14 protein-coding genes, 1 pseudogene and 1 riboswitch are annotated in these 16979 nt (G+C 63.3%); of the genes and pseudogenes, 1 reads left to right on the forward strand and 14 read right to left on the reverse strand.

Annotated features, from left to right (window positions below; genetic code table 11):
• The first annotated feature begins 74 nt into the window (after positions 1-74).
• Positions 75-725: a GntR family transcriptional regulator gene (locus tag AU381_RS22515; RefSeq protein WP_064243931.1), complete on the forward strand. Its 651-nt coding sequence runs from the start codon at positions 75-77 to the stop codon at positions 723-725.
• Between the two features lie 6 nt (positions 726-731).
• Here AU381_RS22515 and AU381_RS22520 read toward each other — a convergent pair whose 3' ends face one another.
• From AU381_RS22520 to AU381_RS22585, 14 genes and pseudogenes are all read right to left on the reverse strand, one after another.
• Positions 732-1337: a thiamine phosphate synthase gene (locus tag AU381_RS22520; RefSeq protein WP_064243932.1), complete on the reverse strand. Its 606-nt coding sequence runs from the start codon at positions 1335-1337 to the stop codon at positions 732-734.
• Positions 1334-2107 carry a thiazole synthase gene (locus AU381_RS22525; RefSeq protein ID WP_064243933.1) on the reverse strand — a complete coding sequence of 258 codons (774 nt, stop codon included), beginning with the start codon at positions 2105-2107 and terminating at the stop codon, positions 1334-1336. The genes AU381_RS22520 and AU381_RS22525 overlap by 4 nt, the downstream gene beginning before the upstream one ends.
• 2 nt (positions 2108-2109) lie before the next feature.
• Positions 2110-2307 (reverse strand): sulfur carrier protein ThiS, encoded by a 198-nt coding sequence (gene thiS / locus AU381_RS22530; RefSeq protein WP_064243934.1) that lies wholly within the window; start codon positions 2305-2307, stop codon positions 2110-2112.
• Between the two features lie 212 nt (positions 2308-2519).
• Positions 2520-3470 (reverse strand): annotated as a pseudogene (locus AU381_RS22535) (FAD-dependent oxidoreductase); the annotation flags it as partial.
• Position 3471: 1 nt separating this feature from the next.
• Complete coding sequence (gene thiC, locus AU381_RS22540; protein ID WP_064243935.1) at positions 3472-5301, reverse strand: phosphomethylpyrimidine synthase ThiC; 1830 nt, start codon at positions 5299-5301, stop codon at positions 3472-3474.
• Positions 5302-5398: 97 nt separating this feature from the next.
• Positions 5399-5510: riboswitch (TPP riboswitch) on the reverse strand.
• A gap of 262 nt (positions 5511-5772) precedes the next feature.
• Positions 5773-6882, reverse strand: a complete 1110-nt coding sequence (locus tag AU381_RS22545; protein ID WP_064243936.1) for an S-(hydroxymethyl)glutathione dehydrogenase/class III alcohol dehydrogenase — start codon at positions 6880-6882, stop codon at positions 5773-5775.
• Positions 6883-6930: 48 nt separating this feature from the next.
• Entirely contained in the window at positions 6931-7791 is an 861-nt protein-coding gene (locus AU381_RS22550; protein WP_064243937.1) for a sugar phosphate isomerase/epimerase family protein, read from the reverse strand.
• The gene (locus AU381_RS22555) at positions 7788-8993 is read right to left on the reverse strand and encodes an NAD(P)/FAD-dependent oxidoreductase (RefSeq protein WP_064243938.1); all 1206 of its coding nucleotides are present in this window, start codon (positions 8991-8993) and stop codon (positions 7788-7790) included. The genes AU381_RS22550 and AU381_RS22555 overlap by 4 nt, the downstream gene beginning before the upstream one ends.
• 115 nt (positions 8994-9108) lie before the next feature.
• Positions 9109-10053: a substrate-binding domain-containing protein gene (locus AU381_RS22560; RefSeq protein ID WP_064243939.1), complete on the reverse strand. Its 945-nt coding sequence runs from the start codon at positions 10051-10053 to the stop codon at positions 9109-9111.
• A gap of 75 nt (positions 10054-10128) precedes the next feature.
• On the reverse strand, positions 10129-10440 hold the full coding sequence (locus tag AU381_RS22565; protein WP_064243940.1) for a MocE family 2Fe-2S type ferredoxin: 312 nt from the start codon (positions 10438-10440) through the stop codon (positions 10129-10131).
• Positions 10437-11471, reverse strand: a complete 1035-nt coding sequence (locus AU381_RS22570) for a sterol desaturase family protein (protein ID WP_064243941.1) — start codon at positions 11469-11471, stop codon at positions 10437-10439. Before AU381_RS22570 ends, AU381_RS22565 begins: the two co-directional genes overlap by 4 nt.
• 171 nt (positions 11472-11642) lie before the next feature.
• Positions 11643-12644 carry a LacI family DNA-binding transcriptional regulator gene (locus AU381_RS22575; protein ID WP_064243942.1) on the reverse strand — a complete coding sequence of 334 codons (1002 nt, stop codon included), beginning with the start codon at positions 12642-12644 and terminating at the stop codon, positions 11643-11645.
• A 214-nt stretch (positions 12645-12858) separates the two neighbouring features.
• The gene (locus tag AU381_RS22580) at positions 12859-13239 is read right to left on the reverse strand and encodes a YybH family protein (RefSeq protein WP_064243943.1); all 381 of its coding nucleotides are present in this window, start codon (positions 13237-13239) and stop codon (positions 12859-12861) included.
• A 12-nt stretch (positions 13240-13251) separates the two neighbouring features.
• Positions 13252-16626, reverse strand: coding sequence for an ATP-binding protein (locus AU381_RS22585; RefSeq protein ID WP_064243944.1), 3375 nt, complete (start codon positions 16624-16626; stop codon positions 13252-13254).
• Positions 16627-16979: the final 353 nt, after the last annotated feature.

The raw sequence follows: 16979 nt of genomic DNA on the forward strand, positions 1-16979 counted from the left end.
CTGGCACATTACGTGTGCGACGTCAACGATTGTGTATACAAGAATTGAATTCCTGCATTATGAAGGTAGGGCGGATGTCCGAGAATGTTGGCCGGTGGCTCCGGGACGAGATCGAAAACGCAATCCTTTCCAATGAGTTCGCCCCTGGGGAACGGCTGGACGAGATGGTCCTGGCGAGCCGCTTCGGCGTATCGAGAACGCCGGTCCGCGAGGCGCTGATGCAGCTCAATGCGATCGGTCTCATCGAAATTCGGCCACGCCGGGGTGCCGTGGTCATCGACCCGGGACCGCACCGCATCTACGAAATGTTCGAGGTGATGGCCGAACTCGAGGGGCTCGCCGGGTCGCTTGCCGCCCGCCGCCTCGACCAGGCGTCCCGTCAGGCGATCACGATGGCACACAAGCGCTGCGAGCAATCGGCCGAGGCCGGCGACAGCGACGCCTACTATTACGACAACGAGGAGTTCCATAAGGCGATCTATGCGGCGAGCCGCAGCGAGTTCCTCGAGGAGCAATGCACGCAACTGCATCGAAGGCTGCGGCCCTATCGCCGGCTGCAGCTGCGGGTGCGCAATCGTCTTACAACGTCCTTCTCGGAACATTGCGGCATCGTCGACGCGATCTTTGCCGGGGACGGGGAGGAGGCCCGCCGGCTGTTACGGTCTCACGTAGGCATCCAGGGCGAGAGGTTCAGCGATCTGGTCGCCAGCATGGCGACCAGATGACAAACGCTAACGCCATGCTGCGGTTTTCCGGATCCATTCCCTGGTTCTGGCTTCCGGGTCGGCGTTGAGCGTGATGTCGGTAACCACGGCGGCACTGTCCGCGCCATGCGCGAACACCCCGTCGATCCGCTCCCGATTGAGCCCGCCGATCGCGACGAGCGGCAACGTCCCGACGCGCTCGCGCCAGGCGGAAAGCCGTTCGAGCCCCTGCGGCGCCCATTTCATCTTTTTCAGGATCGTCGGGTAGACCGGCCCGAGCGCCACATAGTCGGGCTCGACGGCTAGCGCCGTTTCGAGTTCCGCCTCGTCGTGGGTGCTGACGCCGAGCTGCAGCCCGGCGGCGCGGATCGCGCCGAGATCGGCAGCGGCGAGGTCCTCCTGACCGAGATGGACGCAGTCGCAAGCCTCATCGATCGCCACCTGCCAATAGTCGTTGACGATCAACTGGCAGCGATGCGCGGCACAAACCGCCTTGGCCCTGCGGATCTCGGCGCGAAGGTCTTCGTCGCTGCGCTCCTTGATCCTAAGCTGCACCAGTTTGACGCCGAGCGGCACCAGCCGTTCGATCCATTGGGCCCTGTCGACGATGAGATAGAACGGGTCGAGCTTCACGAGAAAACCGCCTTTCCGATGACGGGAGTGGAGGGAACGGCCATGTCGCGCGGTTCCAGCATGCCGGCGCCAGAGGCCAAATGTCCGGCCTCGATCGCGTTCGCGAAGGCTTCGGCCATCGCGGCCGGATCTGCGGCGCCGGCGACCGCGGTGTTGAGGAGCACGGCGTCATAGCCGAGTTCCATCACCGTTGCCGCATGCGAGGGCCGGCCGATGCCGGCATCGACGATCAGCGGCACGTCGGGAAACGCGGCGCGCATGGCGCGCAGCGCGACCGGGTTCTGCGGGCCCATCGCGCTGCCGATCGGCGCGCACCAGGGCATCAAGACCTTGCAGCCGGCCTCCAGCAGCCGTTCCGCAACGACCAGGTCATCTGTCGTGTAGGGGAACACCTCGAAGCCTTCGCCGGTCAGGATGCGGGCCGCTTCGACCAAGCCGAAGACGTCCGGCTGCAGCGTGTCGTGATGGCCGATGACCTCGAGCTTGATCCAGTCGGTCGCAAACACCTCGCGCGCCATCTTGGCCGTCAGCACCGCCTCGGAGACGGAATGGCAGCCGGCCGTGTTCGGCAGGACGCGCACGCCGAGCTCGCGGATCAGCTCGAAGAAGGCACCGCCCTGGCGGCCGCCGGCCGTCTCGCGGCGCAGCGACACGGTGACGATATCGGTGCCGGACCGCCGGACGGCCTCGGCAAGCACTGCGGGCGAGGGGTAGCGGGCGGTGCCGAGCAGCAGTCGCGAGCGGATTTCGGTTCCATAGAATTGCGGCATGATCAGCCTCCCTGCATGGGGGACAGGACCTCGATGCGGTCGCGGTCCTTCAGCGGATGGCTTGCGCGATCGGCGCCATGCACCAATTCGCCGTTGACGGCCGTCGCGATCCAGTCGCCCTCGTATTCGAGGAGCGCGAGCAGGTCGGCCAATGTGGCGGCTGGGAGTTCGTGCTCCTCGCCATTGACGGTCAGCTTCATCGGGCATTTCCTCTCTTTCGTCATCGCTCTGTAGCGGGCGCAAACCCCTCCCCAACCCCTCCCCACAAGGGGAGGGGCTTGCAGTGCCTTGCTCACTTCGCCTCACCATGCGCCTTTTCGTCAGACGCAAGCCTGAAAGTGGCGGACGATCGCAGCGGCTGCTTAGCCCCTCCCCCTGGTGGGGAGGGGTTGGGGAGGGGACTTTCGTAGAGTCGATCGTCGAAGGCGAGCGCCGCGACCTCCTCGGCCAAGGCCGGCGACAGGAGGAAGCCGTGGCGGTAGAGCCCGTTGACGGCGATGGTGTTTTCCCGCCGGATGACGCGCGGCAGGTTGTCGGCAAAGGCGGGGCGCACCCCCGTGCCGGTCTCGACGAGCCGCGCCTCGGCAAAAGACGGATGCAGCGCATAAGCGGCGTTCAAGAGCTCCATCAGGGAGCGCGCGGTGATCGGACCGGCGTCGTCGCTCTCGATCATCGTCGCGCCGCACATGAAGAGCCCGCCGCCGCGCGGCACGATGTAGAGCGGAATGCGCGGATGGAGCAGGCGCACCGGACGGGAGAGAGTGACCTCGCCGGTGTGGAGATAGAGCATCTCGCCGCGGACGCCGCGCAGCCCCTTGATCTCGCCGATCCCGGCGGCGCCGGTGCAATCGACGGTCAGGTCGAAGCGGCCTTCGTCCATGACGCCGCTGAAGACCACGCCTTGCGCCTCTAGCCCCTGCCTCAGCGTCGACAGGGCCAGGCGCGGATCGAGATGCGCTTCCTCCGGAAAGAACAGCGCCTCGCGAAACCGCCCGGCGAGCGCCGGCTCGAGCGCTTCGATCTCTTCCGCGCCGATCCAGCGGAAGCCGGAGGTGCGTGACGCGAAACGCCTGAGTTCGGCCGAGTCGCGCGGCGGGGCGACGACCAGCGTGCCGTTGCGATGCACCGAACCGGCGGGAAGGGCGGCCTCCCACCAGTCGGCGGCGCCGGTGCCGCGGATAAGAACGGCTTCCTCGGCGCTTTCCCGCTCGCACCAGGGGGCGAGCATGCCGCCGGCATACCAGGATGCCGCGCCTGCGAAGCCCGAAGCGTGCTCGGAGACGTCGACCTCCGCGCCGCGCGCGACGAGCGCACGGGCGGCCGTCAGGCCGGCAACGCCGGCTCCCCTGATCAATACGCGCATCCTACTCTCCAGCGGGTTGGCTGGCACCTTCGAGCGGCACATAGAGATCGCCGCCGTCGCGGTATTTCGCCGCCATCGCTTCGAGCCCTTCCTTCTGAGCCTCGGCGCGGATGTCGTGGGAGATGCGCATCGAGCAGAATTTCGGGCCGCACATGGAGCAGAAATGCGCCACCTTGTGGGCCTCCTTCGGCAGCGTCTCGTCGTGGAAATTGCGCGCCGTCTCTGGATCGAGCGACAGGTTGAACTGGTCCTCCCATCGGAACTCGAAGCGGGCGCGCGACAGCGCGTCGTCGCGGATGCGCGCGGCCGGATGCCCCTTGGCGAGGTCGGCCGCGTGCGCCGCGATCTTGTAGGTGATGACGCCCACCTTCACGTCGTTGCGGTCGGGCAGGCCGAGATGCTCCTTCGGCGTGACGTAGCACAGCATGGCGGTGCCGAACCAGCCGATCATCGCCGCGCCGATGCCGGAGGTGATGTGATCGTAGCCGGGCGCGATGTCGGTCGTCAGCGGCCCGAGCGTATAGAACGGCGCCTCGCCGCAGGTCTTCAGCTGCTTGTCCATGTTCTCCTTGATCTTGTGCATCGGCACGTGGCCGGGGCCCTCGATCATCACCTGGCAGTCCTTCGCCCAGGCAATCTGCGTCAGCTCGCCGAGCGTTTCGAGCTCGGCAAACTGCGCCGCGTCGTTGGCGTCGGCGATCGAGCCCGGGCGCAGGCCGTCGCCGAGCGAGAAGGAGACGTCATAGGCGCGGCAGATGTCGCAGATCTCCTCGAAGTGCTCGTAGAGGAAGCTCTCGCGGTGGTGGTGCAGGCACCACTTGGCCATGATCGAGCCGCCGCGCGAGACGATGCCGGTGACGCGGTCGACGGTGAGCGGGATGTAATGCAGCCTGACGCCGGCATGGATGGTGAAATAGTCGACGCCCTGCTCGGCCTGCTCGATCAGCGTGTCGCGGAAGACCTCCCAGCTGAGGTCCTCGGCGATGCCGCCCACCTTCTCCAGCGCCTGGTAGAGCGGAACCGTGCCGATCGGCACCGGCGAATTGCGGATGATCCATTCGCGGATGTTGTGGATGTTGCGGCCGGTCGAGAGGTCCATGACCGTGTCCGCACCCCAGCGCGTCGCCCAGACCATCTTCTCGACCTCCTCGGCCATCGACGAGGTGACGGCGGAATTGCCGATATTTGCATTGATTTTCACCAGGAAGTTCCGGCCGATGATCATCGGTTCGGTTTCCGGATGGTTGATGTTGGCCGGGATGATCGCCCGGCCGCTAGCCACCTCCTGGCGGACGAATTCCGGCGTGACGAAATCGGGCACGGCTGCGCCGAAGCTTTCGCCATCGCGGGCGAGCGCTTCCTTCGCGGCCTTGCGGCCGAGGTTCTCGCGGATGGCGATGAACTCCATCTCCGGCGTGATGATGCCGGCCCGTGCATAGGCGAGCTGGGTGACGGCCTGCCCGGGCTTGGCCTTGAGCGGCTGGTGGCGGACGGGGAATTCGGGCGTCAGCCTCTCGCCGGTTGCAAAGCCGTTGTCCTCCGCCTTGACCGCGCGGCCGTCATAGTTTTCGACATCGCCGCGGGCGAGAATCCAATCGCGGCGAAGCCGCGGCAGGCCTTCATCGATGCGGATATCGGCGTCATCGAGCGTGTAGGGACCGGAGGAATCATAAACGGTGACGGGCGGTTCGCCGGAGGTTGGATGCAGCGCGATCTCGCGCATCGGCACGCGGATATCGGCATGGATCTCGCCCGGCTTGTAGATCTTGCGGGAGGCGGGCAGCGGCCCCTGCGTGACCGAGGGTGCTGCGAGAGGCTTGAAAACATTCATCTTGAGGCTCCAAAGTTTGCGCGTTGGAGACCCAGTTCTGAAGCCGGAAGGATGAAAAGACGCATCGCCGATGGATCGCGGGAACACGGAATCCTGGCATCAAGCGTCTGCACCGTCCCTACGCCAGTATGAACTGGATCAGGTTCAACGGGTCACTGCGCGCTCTAGCAGTATCTCAGCCCCTTGCCGGGACCCCCCTGGTGAATGGACGCAATAGTCACCGATATGGGCGCTGCGTCAAGACTGTTTTTGGATGGGATGCGGCGCGAAGTCGCGATCGGACTGTGGGCGGATGCCGCACGCCACCTGTCGCTGAATGCAAAAGAGAGGCGGACGGGAGCCGCCTCTCTTCTTCCAGCCGCAGCCGGTGGAGGTCAGCCGCGGACTGGTAAATGGAGCCGTTCTGGGAGGGCCATCTAACTCTCGCCCCCACGCCGATCAGCTCGCTCGGCTCTTGCAGGACGCTGCCGATCAGTAATGGATTACAGACCGTATGGATTTTCCGTCGTGCATCAGGTCGAAGGCCGAGTTGATGTCCTCGAGGCCCATCGTGTGTGTAACGAAGGGAGCCAACTGGATTTCGCCCTTCATCGCGTCTTCGACCATGTCGGGCAACTGGCTCCGACCTTTGACGCCGCCGAACGCGGTGCCCTTCCATGTCCGTCCCGTCACGAGCTGGAACGGCCGGGTGGATATCTCCTGCCCCGCGCCCGCCACGCCGATGATGACCGATTGGCCCCATCCCCGATGGGCACATTCAAGAGCGGCGCGCATGACATTGACGTTGCCGATGCACTCGAAGGAGTGGTCGACGCCCCAGCCTGTCATCTCGATCACGACTTGCTGGATCGGTTTGTCATCGTCTTTCGGATTGATGCAATCGGTGGCGCCGAAGGACCGCGCCAGATCGAACTTCGACGGATTGGTGTCGATGGCGATGATGCGCCCTGCCTTTGCCTGGCGGGCGCCTTGGATCACGGCAAGCCCGATCGCGCCGAGGCCGAACACTGCGACCGTGTCACCCGGTTGGACCCTGGCGGTGTTGTGCACCGCGCCGATGCCGGTGGTGACACCACAGCCCAGAAGGCAGACATGTTCATGATTGGCTTCGTGGTCGATCTTCGCCAGCGAAACCTCCGCGACGACGGTATATTCGCTGAAGGTCGAGCACCCCATGTAGTGAAAGATCGGCTGCCCTTTGTAGGAGAAGCGCGTCGTGCCGTCGGGCATCAGCCCCTTGCCCTGCGTGGCGCGGACTGCGACGCACAGGTTGGTCTTGCCGGATGTGCAAAACAGGCACTCCCTGCATTCGGCCGTATAGAGGGGAATGACGTGATCCCCCGGCGCGACGCTTGTTACCCCCTCGCCAATCTCGACCACGGTGCCGGCACCTTCATGACCGAGCACAACAGGAAAGACGCCCTCCGGATCGGCGCCCGACAGCGTGAATGCATCCGTATGGCAAACCCCCGTATGGGTGATCTTTACAAGCACTTCGCCTTTCTGTGGCGGGGCGACGTCGAGCTCGACGATTTCCAGCGGCTTGCCAGGGGCGAATGCGACAGCGGCACGTGACTTCATCATGGTCCTCATGGTTGGTGGAATTGGCAGGCGGACAGAGGGAGCCTGTTATTCACGACGGCCGCCGGGCTCCGGCCCGGCAGTGGCGGTCCATAGGTCACGCGCCATCTGCCGGAGCAGCAGAGCCTCGGCCCATCTGTCGGTCGTGTCGTTGCCGTCCCTTGCCGTGGTCGCATAGGGCTTGGGACCGAGCTCGCAGGTGAAGACCAGCTCGGCGTCATCGGCCGCGCGGGACCGCCAGTTCCGAAAACCGTAGGTCCACCACTCGAGGAAGAGGTCGACCCAGGGACGGTGATGCGGAAAGGAGATCTCGATCTGCACCTGTTCGCGCGAGGCGACACGGCCGTGAAAGGCGTGCGCGTTCCGGAGGACGCGCCGGATCATGGCGTGATTTTCCTCATCGACCGGAAAGGCAAATTCGCGGCCGACCAGGAAATGCGAGAGATCGGCAAGCAGCGGCAATTCGGGCCTGTGGTCCAGCAGATCCAGCGTGAAGAACAGGTCCGTGGTCATCCGGTCGCGATGCGTTTCGATGAACACGGGGATGCCTGCCTCTTCGGCGAGCCGCATCCAGCCATCGAGAAGCGGCAGGCAATCCTCGATGCGGCGTGGGCGGATATCGGGTTGCAGGTTGATGTGGCTGACCGGAAATTCCCTTGCGAGTTCCAGCGGCAGGCGCAGATCCTCGACTGAGCGGGGGAAGCAGACGCCTTCGATCTTCAGGCCGGTGCCGCGGAGGGCTTCCTTCAGGCGCAAAACATCCCGGCGGTTGGTGTAGTGCGCACTGATCCCATCGAACCCCGCCTCCGAGATCATGGCGATGTTCTCGTCTAGGCTGCGTTCGTGACCATCCGTATTCCGGCGCTCCATGGCCCAGAGCGATTGAAAGATCAGCAGCTTCTGCATCATGCCGCCCGCGCGCTCTTCAAGAGCGTCTTGAGGTTCAGGCCGGGGTCGGCCAGTGCCGCCGGGTCGGCGTTGGTCCCGGCGGCAATCAACATCTCGGCCAGCTTGATGTCCTTCGCGACGCCATTGCCGATGCCGAGGCCCGCCGCAGCCGCCAGGCGCCCGCCGTCCAGATAGAACTCAAGCTCGCCCCCCGCGATTGGGCGCACGACGCTCTGATGGGTCGGCTGAGGCAGCCCTGCCACCTGGAGGCCAAGATCATATTGATCGGACCAGAACCAGGGGATGGCGGTAAAAGTCTCGGCGGCGCCGGCCATGTTCCGAGCTGCAGTTTCCGCCTGCGCCCTCGCGTTCCGCCAGCTTTCATAGCGGATGTGTCCGCCGCGGGGTTGCGCCACTGCAGCGCAATCGCCCGCCGCGAAAACGTTCGGCGCGCTGGTGCGGAGACACGCGTCTGTCAGAATTCCGTTGCCCGCGGCCAGTCCGGCCGCCTCCGCCAAGGCGGTTTCAGGCAAAACTCCGATGGCGCTGACAACAAGATCGGCGGGCACCATGCTGCCATCGCTCAGAGCGACTCCGTCATCGCTGATTGCCGCGACGCCGCGGCCCAGGTGGAAGCGCACACCTTCTTCTGCATGTCTGGCATGGAGTTGTTCGGCAAAGCGCTGAGGGACGGCGCGGCCCAGAGGTTTCGGCGCGGCTTCGATCACACTGACCGAGACGTCTTTTCCGCGCAGGACCGATGCAAGTTCCATCCCGATCAAACCGCCACCGATAATCGCAACTCTCTGACCGGCATCAATTCTGGAGAAAACCGCCTCGGCGTCGGCATGGGTACGGAAGTCGAGCGCGAGCTCAGCGCCGGGGCATGTGAGCCGTCTCGGCCGTGCGCCCGTGGCGAGAAGCAGCTTCTCATACCTCAACAGACGTCCGTCGCTTAAGCTCACGGTTCCGGCGTCTGCATCCAGTTTCGAGGCCGACAGGCCGTGAAGATAATCGATGCCGGCTGTCTCCAGCGCATCCCTCGCGCAGATCACCTTCATCTCAACCGCGCCGTTCATCGGCTTCGACAGCGGTGGCCTTTCATAGGGCAGATGAGGCTCGGCTCCGACCAGCGTGACGGACCCGGAATATCCCGCCTCGCGCAGGGCGAATGCTGCTCGCGTGCCGCATTCCCCGGCACCGATGATGACGATACCGTCCATGGTTCTCTCCATGTGAAGATGACCGGCGCATATCGAGCAATTCCAGGAAAAGCGTGGTAACGGTTTTCCCTCAGGAATTGCGCACTTTCAGAGCGAGATGCGCCGGCCAGGAGGATCAGTTCTTCTGGCTGTACTGGTCCATGTTTTCGGGCGTGACCAGTTCGAAGGGCACCCAGACCTCCTTGTCGACGCTCTTACCCTGCGCCAGCGCGACGGCTGCATCGACGGCACTCGCCGACTGTCCCTTGGCGTTCTGGAAGACCGTCACGTCCAGGTCGCCCGCCGCCATCGCGGCAAGGGCATCCTGCGTCGCATCGATGCCGACGACGATCACGTCTTCCATCGAGGTCCCCGCGGCCTTGAGCGCCTGAATCGCGCCGATCGCCATCTCGTCATTGTTGGCGAAGATCACGTCGATCGGCCGGCCGGCGGTGATCCAGTTGGTGGTCAGATCCATCGCGTTGGTGCGCGTCCAGGCGGCGGACTGCTCGTCGGCGATGGTCACGTCCTTGCAGTCACCGGCCGCCAGCGTTTCCTTGACCGACGACGTGCGGTCGCGCGACGCCTGGTGAGCCAGATCGCCCATCAGAATGTAGGCCTGCGCATCGCCTGACTTTCCCTTTTTCTTCAACAGCTCGCAGGCAGCCTCGGCACCGAGCCGTCCCGAGTCGGTTTCCTTCGAGCCGACATAGGCCTGCTTCTCAGGCAGCCGATCGATGTTTTCCGGCTCGAGGTTGAGGTAGACGAGCGGAATGCCCGCCTTGCTCGCCGCCTCGCTGATGCCCGGGGCGGCGGACGTATCCGCCAGGGTCATGATGATCGCGTCGACGCCGGAAGCGATGAAGTTGTCCACCTGGCTGCGCTGCTTGGAGATGTCGGTCTGCGCATCCTCGATCTGAAGATTGACGCCGCTCACCTCGGAGGCCCTTGCATCGAGCCCCTGACGCAGCAGTGTCTGGAAGTTGTTGTCGAAGCTCTGCATCGAAACGCCGATCGTCTCGGCCGAGGCAGCGCCTGCCATCAGGACGGCCAGAACGGCCGCCGAACAGATTGATTTCATGTCATCCTCCCTTGGGGCGCCGGGCCACCCCTGTCACATCCCGGAGCCCACCGGGCCAGCCAACGTTGCGTTGCCCTAGCCGAGCGCCACGCGAACTTCTCCGTCGATCACCTCTGCCGGATAGGTTTTCAGATTCTCGCAGGCGGGAAGCCTGATGGCCTCGCCGGTGCGGTAGTCGAAGACGCCGGAATGCTTCGGACACTCCACCTCGAAATCCATGACCAATCCGTCTGCCAAGTGGACCGCCTCGTGCGTGCAGAGGCCGGCGGTGCAGTAGACGCTGTCGTCGGGCCCGCGGTAGACCGCATAGGTGCGGCCGCCGTGGTCGAAGCGGATGGCGCCCTCCTGTTCGATGTCTTCGAGCTTGCAGGCGGAAACCCAGGTCATTCGGCGGCCTCCCCGACTTCGATGCGAGCCTTGCGGCCCGCGAGCTTTTCCTTCCGTTTGCGATAGCGTTCCTGCATCCGGGCCTCGCCCTCTGGGGAGCCGTCGTGCCAGGTGCCGAACCACTTATCGAGCGGGATCAGGGCGTCGCCGTAGTTCACCTCGAAATACTTGTGGTGCAGGTAATGCGCATAGGCATGGCTATCGACCAGCTTGCCCTCGCCGATCTCGACCTTGTCGAAACCGACATGGCCAGGGATCGCCCCGAAGCCCGCATAATGGAGCTGGTAGAGCATGAGGATCGGGTTGGACGGCAGGATCAGGTGGTAGAACGCCGTTCCGAAATAGAGCAGGTGCTCGACAGGATGCATCGACAGCGACGACCAGGGCGACGGGTTCACCGAATTGTGGTGGACCGAATGCACCCACTTGTAGAGGAACGGCGTGTGAATGAGCCGATGAATGCAGAAGAAGTGGAACTCGTGGATGATCGGTACTACCAGCGCGATAATCGCAAGCGTCCACGGATTTTCCGCGAGGCCGAGCCAGGGCGCATAGCTATTGGCATAGGCCCACAGCATCGCGACCTCGGCCGCGGTCCAGATGGTCACGCCCGAGAGGAACGTGCGCAGGATATTGTCGAGGTTCTGGCTTTCGAACCAGAAGGCCTTGCTCTTTTGGTCAGCCGGGAATTTCCCGTTGTACTTGAAGCGGTTTTCCTGCCGCTTCAGGACGTAAAGATGAAGCTCGAAGGCGCCGTAGAAGAAGAGCACGCAGATCGCGTTCATGGCGTAGAGCCAGGCGACCCAGCCGATGCCGAACGTCTGCATCGTCTCGATCGGCGGAATGATCCATGCCCAATAGGCAACCGCCGAAGCGGCGAAGATCGCGTTCCAGGGAAAGAAGTAGTGCGGCAACCACTTCAGGATCGCCATCAGCCGCGTGGGAAAAAGGAACAGGGGTGCGTATTGAACGGGCTCGTTCGGCGCCCAGTCGCCGCGCTTGTTGCGCGTTCCATACTTCAGGTCGTCCATTGCGCTCTCCTCGGGCGCAGTCGTCGCGCCCGTTCAAATGTCTCTGGTGGAGGAGATCGCCTTGCGAGTCTTTTTCCGGTGTCGCTCCGTCCCGACGCTCCGGCTCTCCTCCCTGACGCGAAATTATCAGGGGCCAGTCCGAACGCCGAAGCCTTCCTTGATCTGATTAGATCAAAGCCCTTCCTTCGTGATGGTAATGAAGCGAATGGGAGCCTGATCCGGCTCGATATCTGTGAGACCGGTGCGGTACAGGATCAGGTCCAGCGCACGACGGGCCTGCGCCTCCGGCGCCTGGTCCAGCACCACATCCATTGTGCCGTCGCGCAGCGCCGCGCGCGTGTTTTCGGTCAGTTCATGCCCAACGAAGAACACATCGCGGCCGCGCGGATGCCGGCAAAGCACGTCGATCAGGGCGGAATTGGCGCCTCCGGCGTTGTAGAGGCCGGCAAGGTCGGGATACATCTCCAGCGCCGACCACAGGCGGTCGGCGCTGACGCGCCCCTCGTCGCGACCGAATCCCAGCCATTCGAAGCTGGAGCCTCCGGGGTTTTCACGAAAATAGTCCGAAAACCCGCGGATACGATCGCGATGCACCTGATAGACGGGATGGCAGATTGCAACCACCGGCCCGGTCCGGCGAGCCATTCGGCTGATGAAGAGCGCCGCCGTCCGGCCGACGGCATGATTGTCGATACCTACGAATTCGCCGACTCGCTCGGAAGCCCGGGTGACGACGTGAACCACCGGCAACCCTTGCGCGTCTACCTTTTCCACCGCAGCACTGATCACCGGACTGGTGGGTACTGCAAGGATCAGGCCGGCCCGTGCAACATCGGTGGACACGATGCGCCGGGCAATTTCTTCCGGCTTCATCTCTTCGGCGAAGCTGCGGTGTACGACCACCAACGGGTCGAGGGTGGCCGCGATTCTCTCGAACGCCTTGGAGAGCCGCTGATAAAAGGTCGTTTCCGGACGAACCATCAACACTTCAATGCGCAGCAAGCCTCGATGCGCCTCGGGAAGCTTGCGCGGGTAGTTCAAGGCGCGCGCCGCAAGAAGCACCTTCTCGACCAGTTCGGGGCGAACACCTCCCCGCCCGTTCAGGACCCGCTCGACGGTCGCGGTTCCGACTCCCGCGTGACGGGCGATGTCCCCATAGTTCGGCTTGCTCAATCCCGGACCCTCGAATGGGCTGGCGCTACATGGCCGATTCCATGCGCGTGACATGCCCCCTGCTCATACACGTGAGGCCGCAAGCCTCCCAGAGGTATACGGAGAAGTCAAAAGGGAGCGCGAAATCATGAGGGGGCGAGAAGCCAGCCCCTACAGCGCCGTGCGTCTTATCAGACGCACAAAGGTCGCTGTAAACGCGTGCCAAACCGCGGTCTCAATTCCATGTGTGCAAGCAAATTTTCCAGGAGCCATCGCCCTGCTTTCGGAAGATGGTCACGATTGTGCCCTCAAAACGGACTGCTTTTCCGTCTTCTGCAAGTCCAGTGGCCCGCCATTTGCCGTGCGAAAAGGCGAGGTTCCCTCCCTCTTCCACGCCGAGCAGCTCAATGCCGTGATCCTTGACCCCAGCCGAGATCAGTCCGGCCCAAAAATCAGCGATCGCAGCTGTGCCTTTGACGACTGCATGGGTGTGCGGCAACACCGTAGCATCCTCGGTGTACAGCGCCGCAACCGCAGCGGCGTCCCCGCCGTTGAAGGCGGCGTTCCATCGGTCACTCGCTTCCTTCACGAACCCACGACTATCCGATTCGGGCATGGCCTCCTCCCTTCAAGCTGCTGGTGAATTTGTGGTTGCGAGCAGATGCGCTGCCTTTAGGTCCGGCAATGAAGATCCTTCCGCAAAACTTGCGAGAATCTCAGCCAGCTGCTCCCGCGCGCTCGTTCCGGTGCCGTCCAAGCGCGCAAGTCCCATCGCCGCACGAAGCTCCCAAAAACGCGCCCCCTGGGCTCGCGCCGTAGTCAGCGCTTCCCGGAAACAATCCGCAGCCTGTTTCCCCCGCCCGACATTGGGCAAAAGCGCAGCCTCTCCTTGGAGACGAAGCACTTCCGCCGCGAACCAACGTTCGTTCGTCCGTGCGATGTCGCCTTGCGCCCCCTGAAGCAGCCGGGTCGCTTCCGCTGCGTTGCCAGCTCCCATTTCAATTTGCGCCTTAACAGCGGCAAAGTACGGCACCATGTATCGCGCCCCTGTGCTTTTCCATTCCTCGACACCTCTTTGGAGATCGGTCCTGCCGCGATCGGTGTCGCCTTCTTCAGCGACTGCCCACGCCTGAAGGACGGTAGCGCCGGCCTGCCACAACCGAAATCCCGCCTCTCCCGATATTTGCGACAGTTCGGCGGCACGAAGCTTTGTCCCTTTGCGATCGCCCAGGATTTGGCGGATGACACCACCAAAGAACAAGGGCAGTGCGAGACTGTTACGGTGTCCCAGGTTTCTCGCTTCGGCCGTCGCTTCGTCGTTGACAGTCAGTGCCTGTTCGGGAAAGCCGAGAGCCAAAAGACTTCGTGCCAGGTAGTCGAGGCACACGACGCGCGGGTCGAAAGCGTAGACGAAGGCGGGGGACCGATGTTCCTGCGGGTCATAGAGCGCCAACGCCTCCTCCAGGTGAGTCCGTGCGCGCGAAAACTCGCCTGCGGGCAGGGCGCACACACCCGCCGCCCGATGCGCGAAGAACGAGAGGCCGCGGTCATTGCAGCTGTTGGCGAGTTCCAGCAGTCGATCGGCCGCGCGACGCGCTTCGGACAGTTCGGCGGCATAGAGGTAATACAAGCAAATACCGTAGAGAACGGGAAATGCCTCCCGCATTTCGCCCAGTTCCTCACAGATTTCCCTGGCTCGCAAATAGGCGGCACCCGTGACAGGAGAAGCGAAGCCGTGCGCAGCCGTCTGAGCACTTCCGATTGCCAGCTGCAACGAGAGTTCGCGTCGCGACCGGTCTGGCGAGGCCGCAAGGGTCGCCAATCCGTTCAGTGCATTCCCGAAGCGCAGAAGAGCTTCCGATAGCGACGAACGCGACAACGCCCGCCGCCCGGCTCGTTCGTGGTACTCGACGGCTTTCTCGACGAGGGATGCCTGCTCGAAATGGTGGGCCAGCAATTCGGGTTCGGCTGCGACGATCTCGGGAAATCGCGCCTCCAGGATTTGGGCAATTCGGGCGTGCAGCTGCTGTCGCCGACTCAAAAGCAGGCTCCCGTAAGCGGCATCCTGAACCAACGCGTGCTTGAAGGCGTAGCTAGCCTGACCTCTGCCGCCGCGCCGGAACACCAAGCCTGCGGCGACGAGCTGTTCCGTTGCCATCTCCAGTTCGGCTTCCGGCATGCCCGTTGCCGCAGCGAGTAGCTCGTGGCTGAATTCCCGCCCGATTACCGCACCGATTTGGGCGACCTCCCTGACCGAGGCGAGGCGGTCGAGACGGGCCATCAGGGAGTCGTGGAGAGTTGCCGGCACCGCAAGCGGAGGCAAGGGGCCCGATAGCTTGTAGTCTTCGCCGGTTTCCTCGAGGAGGCCGGATTCCAGAACTACTTTAGTCAGTTCCTCGACGAAAAGCGGCACACCCTCGGTTTTTCCGAGAATCTGGTCCAGAACTGCCGACGGGAGGTGCTTTCCGCGCGTCATGGCATCGACAATCGAGGCTGTCTGGGCGCGGCTCAAGCGGTTTAAGGTCAGCAAGGTAGCGTGGGGGAGACCGTTCCATCGGACGGCTCCTTCCGGGCGATAGGTGGCGATGAGCATAACCGGCAGCCGCTGGATGCGCCCAACAATGCTGTCGAATAGTTCGGCCGAAACCGGATCAAGGTGGTGGGCGTCCTCCAGGAGCACGAGGACCGGTTTGCTGCCCGCGAGGACCTCCAGCTGCTCGATCAAGACCTCGAACGTGCGCGCCTTCTGCATTTGCGGCATCAGGTCGATCTTAGGGTAGCGGTCGCTGGTGGGAATCGAGAGCAAGGCTGCAATTAGCGGAACGGCTTGCTGCGGGTCTCGCATTGCCGCAAGCGCTCCCTCCAGGAAGGTCAGCTGCGTTTCAGGCGGGTCCGTCCGGTTGATGTCGGCCGCGCGGAGCAGTTGGTCAGCGACAGGATACAGCGCGCTTTGCGCATGATACGGCGAACAGAAGTAGCGCAGATACGTGACCGGGCCGCCCTTCAGCCGTTCGCGAAGCTCTTGAAGAATCCGCGACTTGCCGATACCTGCCTCGCCAAACAGCTCCACAACCTGTCCTTCTCCGGACGACGCGAGCTTCCATCGGTCAATAAGCACGCCGAGATCAAGTTCCCGGCCGACCAATGGCGCGGCAACTCCTGAGTGGAGAGCATCGAAACGGCCTTCGGCCCGGCTTTCTCCGATTACCAGATATGAGCTGGTGGGGGTGTCAAAGCCATGCAGCTTTTTCGGGCGAATTCGCTTGACCTCGAAGAGCCTGCCCAGCAGCCGGTATGTCAGTTCCGAAATCACGACCGTATCCGGCTCGGCGAGCTTCTGCAGTCGAGCAGCGAGATTGGGGGTCTCCCCAGCCACGGCGTTTTCCTGGGCTGCGCCGGTCCCGATCAAGTCTCCGACAACAACAACGCCGGTCGCTATGCCAATACGGACGGACAGTTGCTGACCGTCCCTGGTGGAGAGCGCCTTCACGGCTTCAACGACGGAGAGCCCTGCTCGGACCGCCCGTTCCGCTTCTTCCTCGTGCGCCTGCGGCCACCCGAAATAGGCAAGAACACCATCGCCCATCAGCTTTGCAACATACCCGTCGTAACGGACAATTTCGCCCGCAACGGCATTCTGGAACTGGCGCAGCAGCGCGCTCACTTCTTCCGGGTCGAGATGGGTGGCCAAACCTGTCGAGCCCACCAGGTCGGCAAACATCACGGTGAGCTGACGTCTTTCGGCTTCGCGTGGGCGGGTTTCCGGGGGTTGCTTGACATGAGCGACTGTCCCCGAAATCGTCGGCTGCCTCGGAACGCCGCTGCCTTCGAGTGCAGCGATCGCCTCGAGGATCTTCTTCCGATGAGCGAGGGGAGCGACACCGATTTCCTTCAGATCCTCGGCAGTCAGCTTGGGCAAGATCTCAGCGTCGATCGCGTTGCTGTCAAAGAACGGGGCATACTGCGCAAGCCCCAAGCTCTCAAGCCACGACGCGACGTTCATCGGGATCCCCTCCCGGAAACACGCTAAAATTCTAATATACAGCATCCACCTTTGAAACGCACCGGAGTTGCAGTGCTGGCTGCAACTCGACTGCTGAGGCGCCGCTAGGCGCTGGCCGGAAGCTTGTGGGTGACAACAGCCCCAACGGCAGAATGGGTGTCCGCGAGCGGAGCCTCAGCCGGTGCTTCGTAAAGGGTTCGAAGTTCGATTCCTATCAAGACGAGGGGTCCAATCCGAAGCGCCGCGGGCAAACATTCAGCGCGCGCCACGCATCGGTGTGCAAGGCGGGCTCCGCAACATTGTATTACTGTGCAATAATCATTGTGTACGCAGATTATACAATTTAATTGACT

This window comes from Sinorhizobium glycinis, assembly GCF_001651865.1.
GTDB classification, from domain to species: domain Bacteria; phylum Pseudomonadota; class Alphaproteobacteria; order Rhizobiales; family Rhizobiaceae; genus Sinorhizobium; species Sinorhizobium glycinis.

Bases quoted from the DNA above. Each gene is read 5' to 3' on its own strand.
- AU381_RS22515 (WP_064243931.1), top strand. From the start codon at position 75: ATGTCCGAGAATGTTGGCCGGTGGCTCCGGGACGAGATCGAAAACGCA.
- AU381_RS22525 (WP_064243933.1), bottom strand. From the start codon at position 2,107: ATGCCGCAATTCTATGGAACCGAAATCCGCTCGCGACTGCTGCTCGGC.
- thiS (WP_064243934.1), bottom strand. From the start codon at position 2,307: ATGAAGCTGACCGTCAATGGCGAGGAGCACGAACTCCCAGCCGCCACA.
- thiC (WP_064243935.1), bottom strand. From the start codon at position 5,301: ATGAATGTTTTCAAGCCTCTCGCAGCACCCTCGGTCACGCAGGGGCCG.
- AU381_RS22545 (WP_064243936.1), bottom strand. From the start codon at position 6,882: ATGAAGTCACGTGCCGCTGTCGCATTCGCCCCTGGCAAGCCGCTGGAA.
- AU381_RS22550 (WP_064243937.1), bottom strand. From the start codon at position 7,791: ATGATGCAGAAGCTGCTGATCTTTCAATCGCTCTGGGCCATGGAGCGC.
- AU381_RS22555 (WP_064243938.1), bottom strand. From the start codon at position 8,993: ATGGACGGTATCGTCATCATCGGTGCCGGGGAATGCGGCACGCGAGCA.
- AU381_RS22560 (WP_064243939.1), bottom strand. From the start codon at position 10,053: ATGAAATCAATCTGTTCGGCGGCCGTTCTGGCCGTCCTGATGGCAGGC.
- AU381_RS22565 (WP_064243940.1), bottom strand. From the start codon at position 10,440: ATGACCTGGGTTTCCGCCTGCAAGCTCGAAGACATCGAACAGGAGGGC.
- AU381_RS22570 (WP_064243941.1), bottom strand. From the start codon at position 11,471: ATGGACGACCTGAAGTATGGAACGCGCAACAAGCGCGGCGACTGGGCG.
- AU381_RS22580 (WP_064243943.1), bottom strand. From the start codon at position 13,239: ATGCCCGAATCGGATAGTCGTGGGTTCGTGAAGGAAGCGAGTGACCGA.
- AU381_RS22585 (WP_064243944.1), bottom strand. From the start codon at position 16,626: ATGAACGTCGCGTCGTGGCTTGAGAGCTTGGGGCTTGCGCAGTATGCC.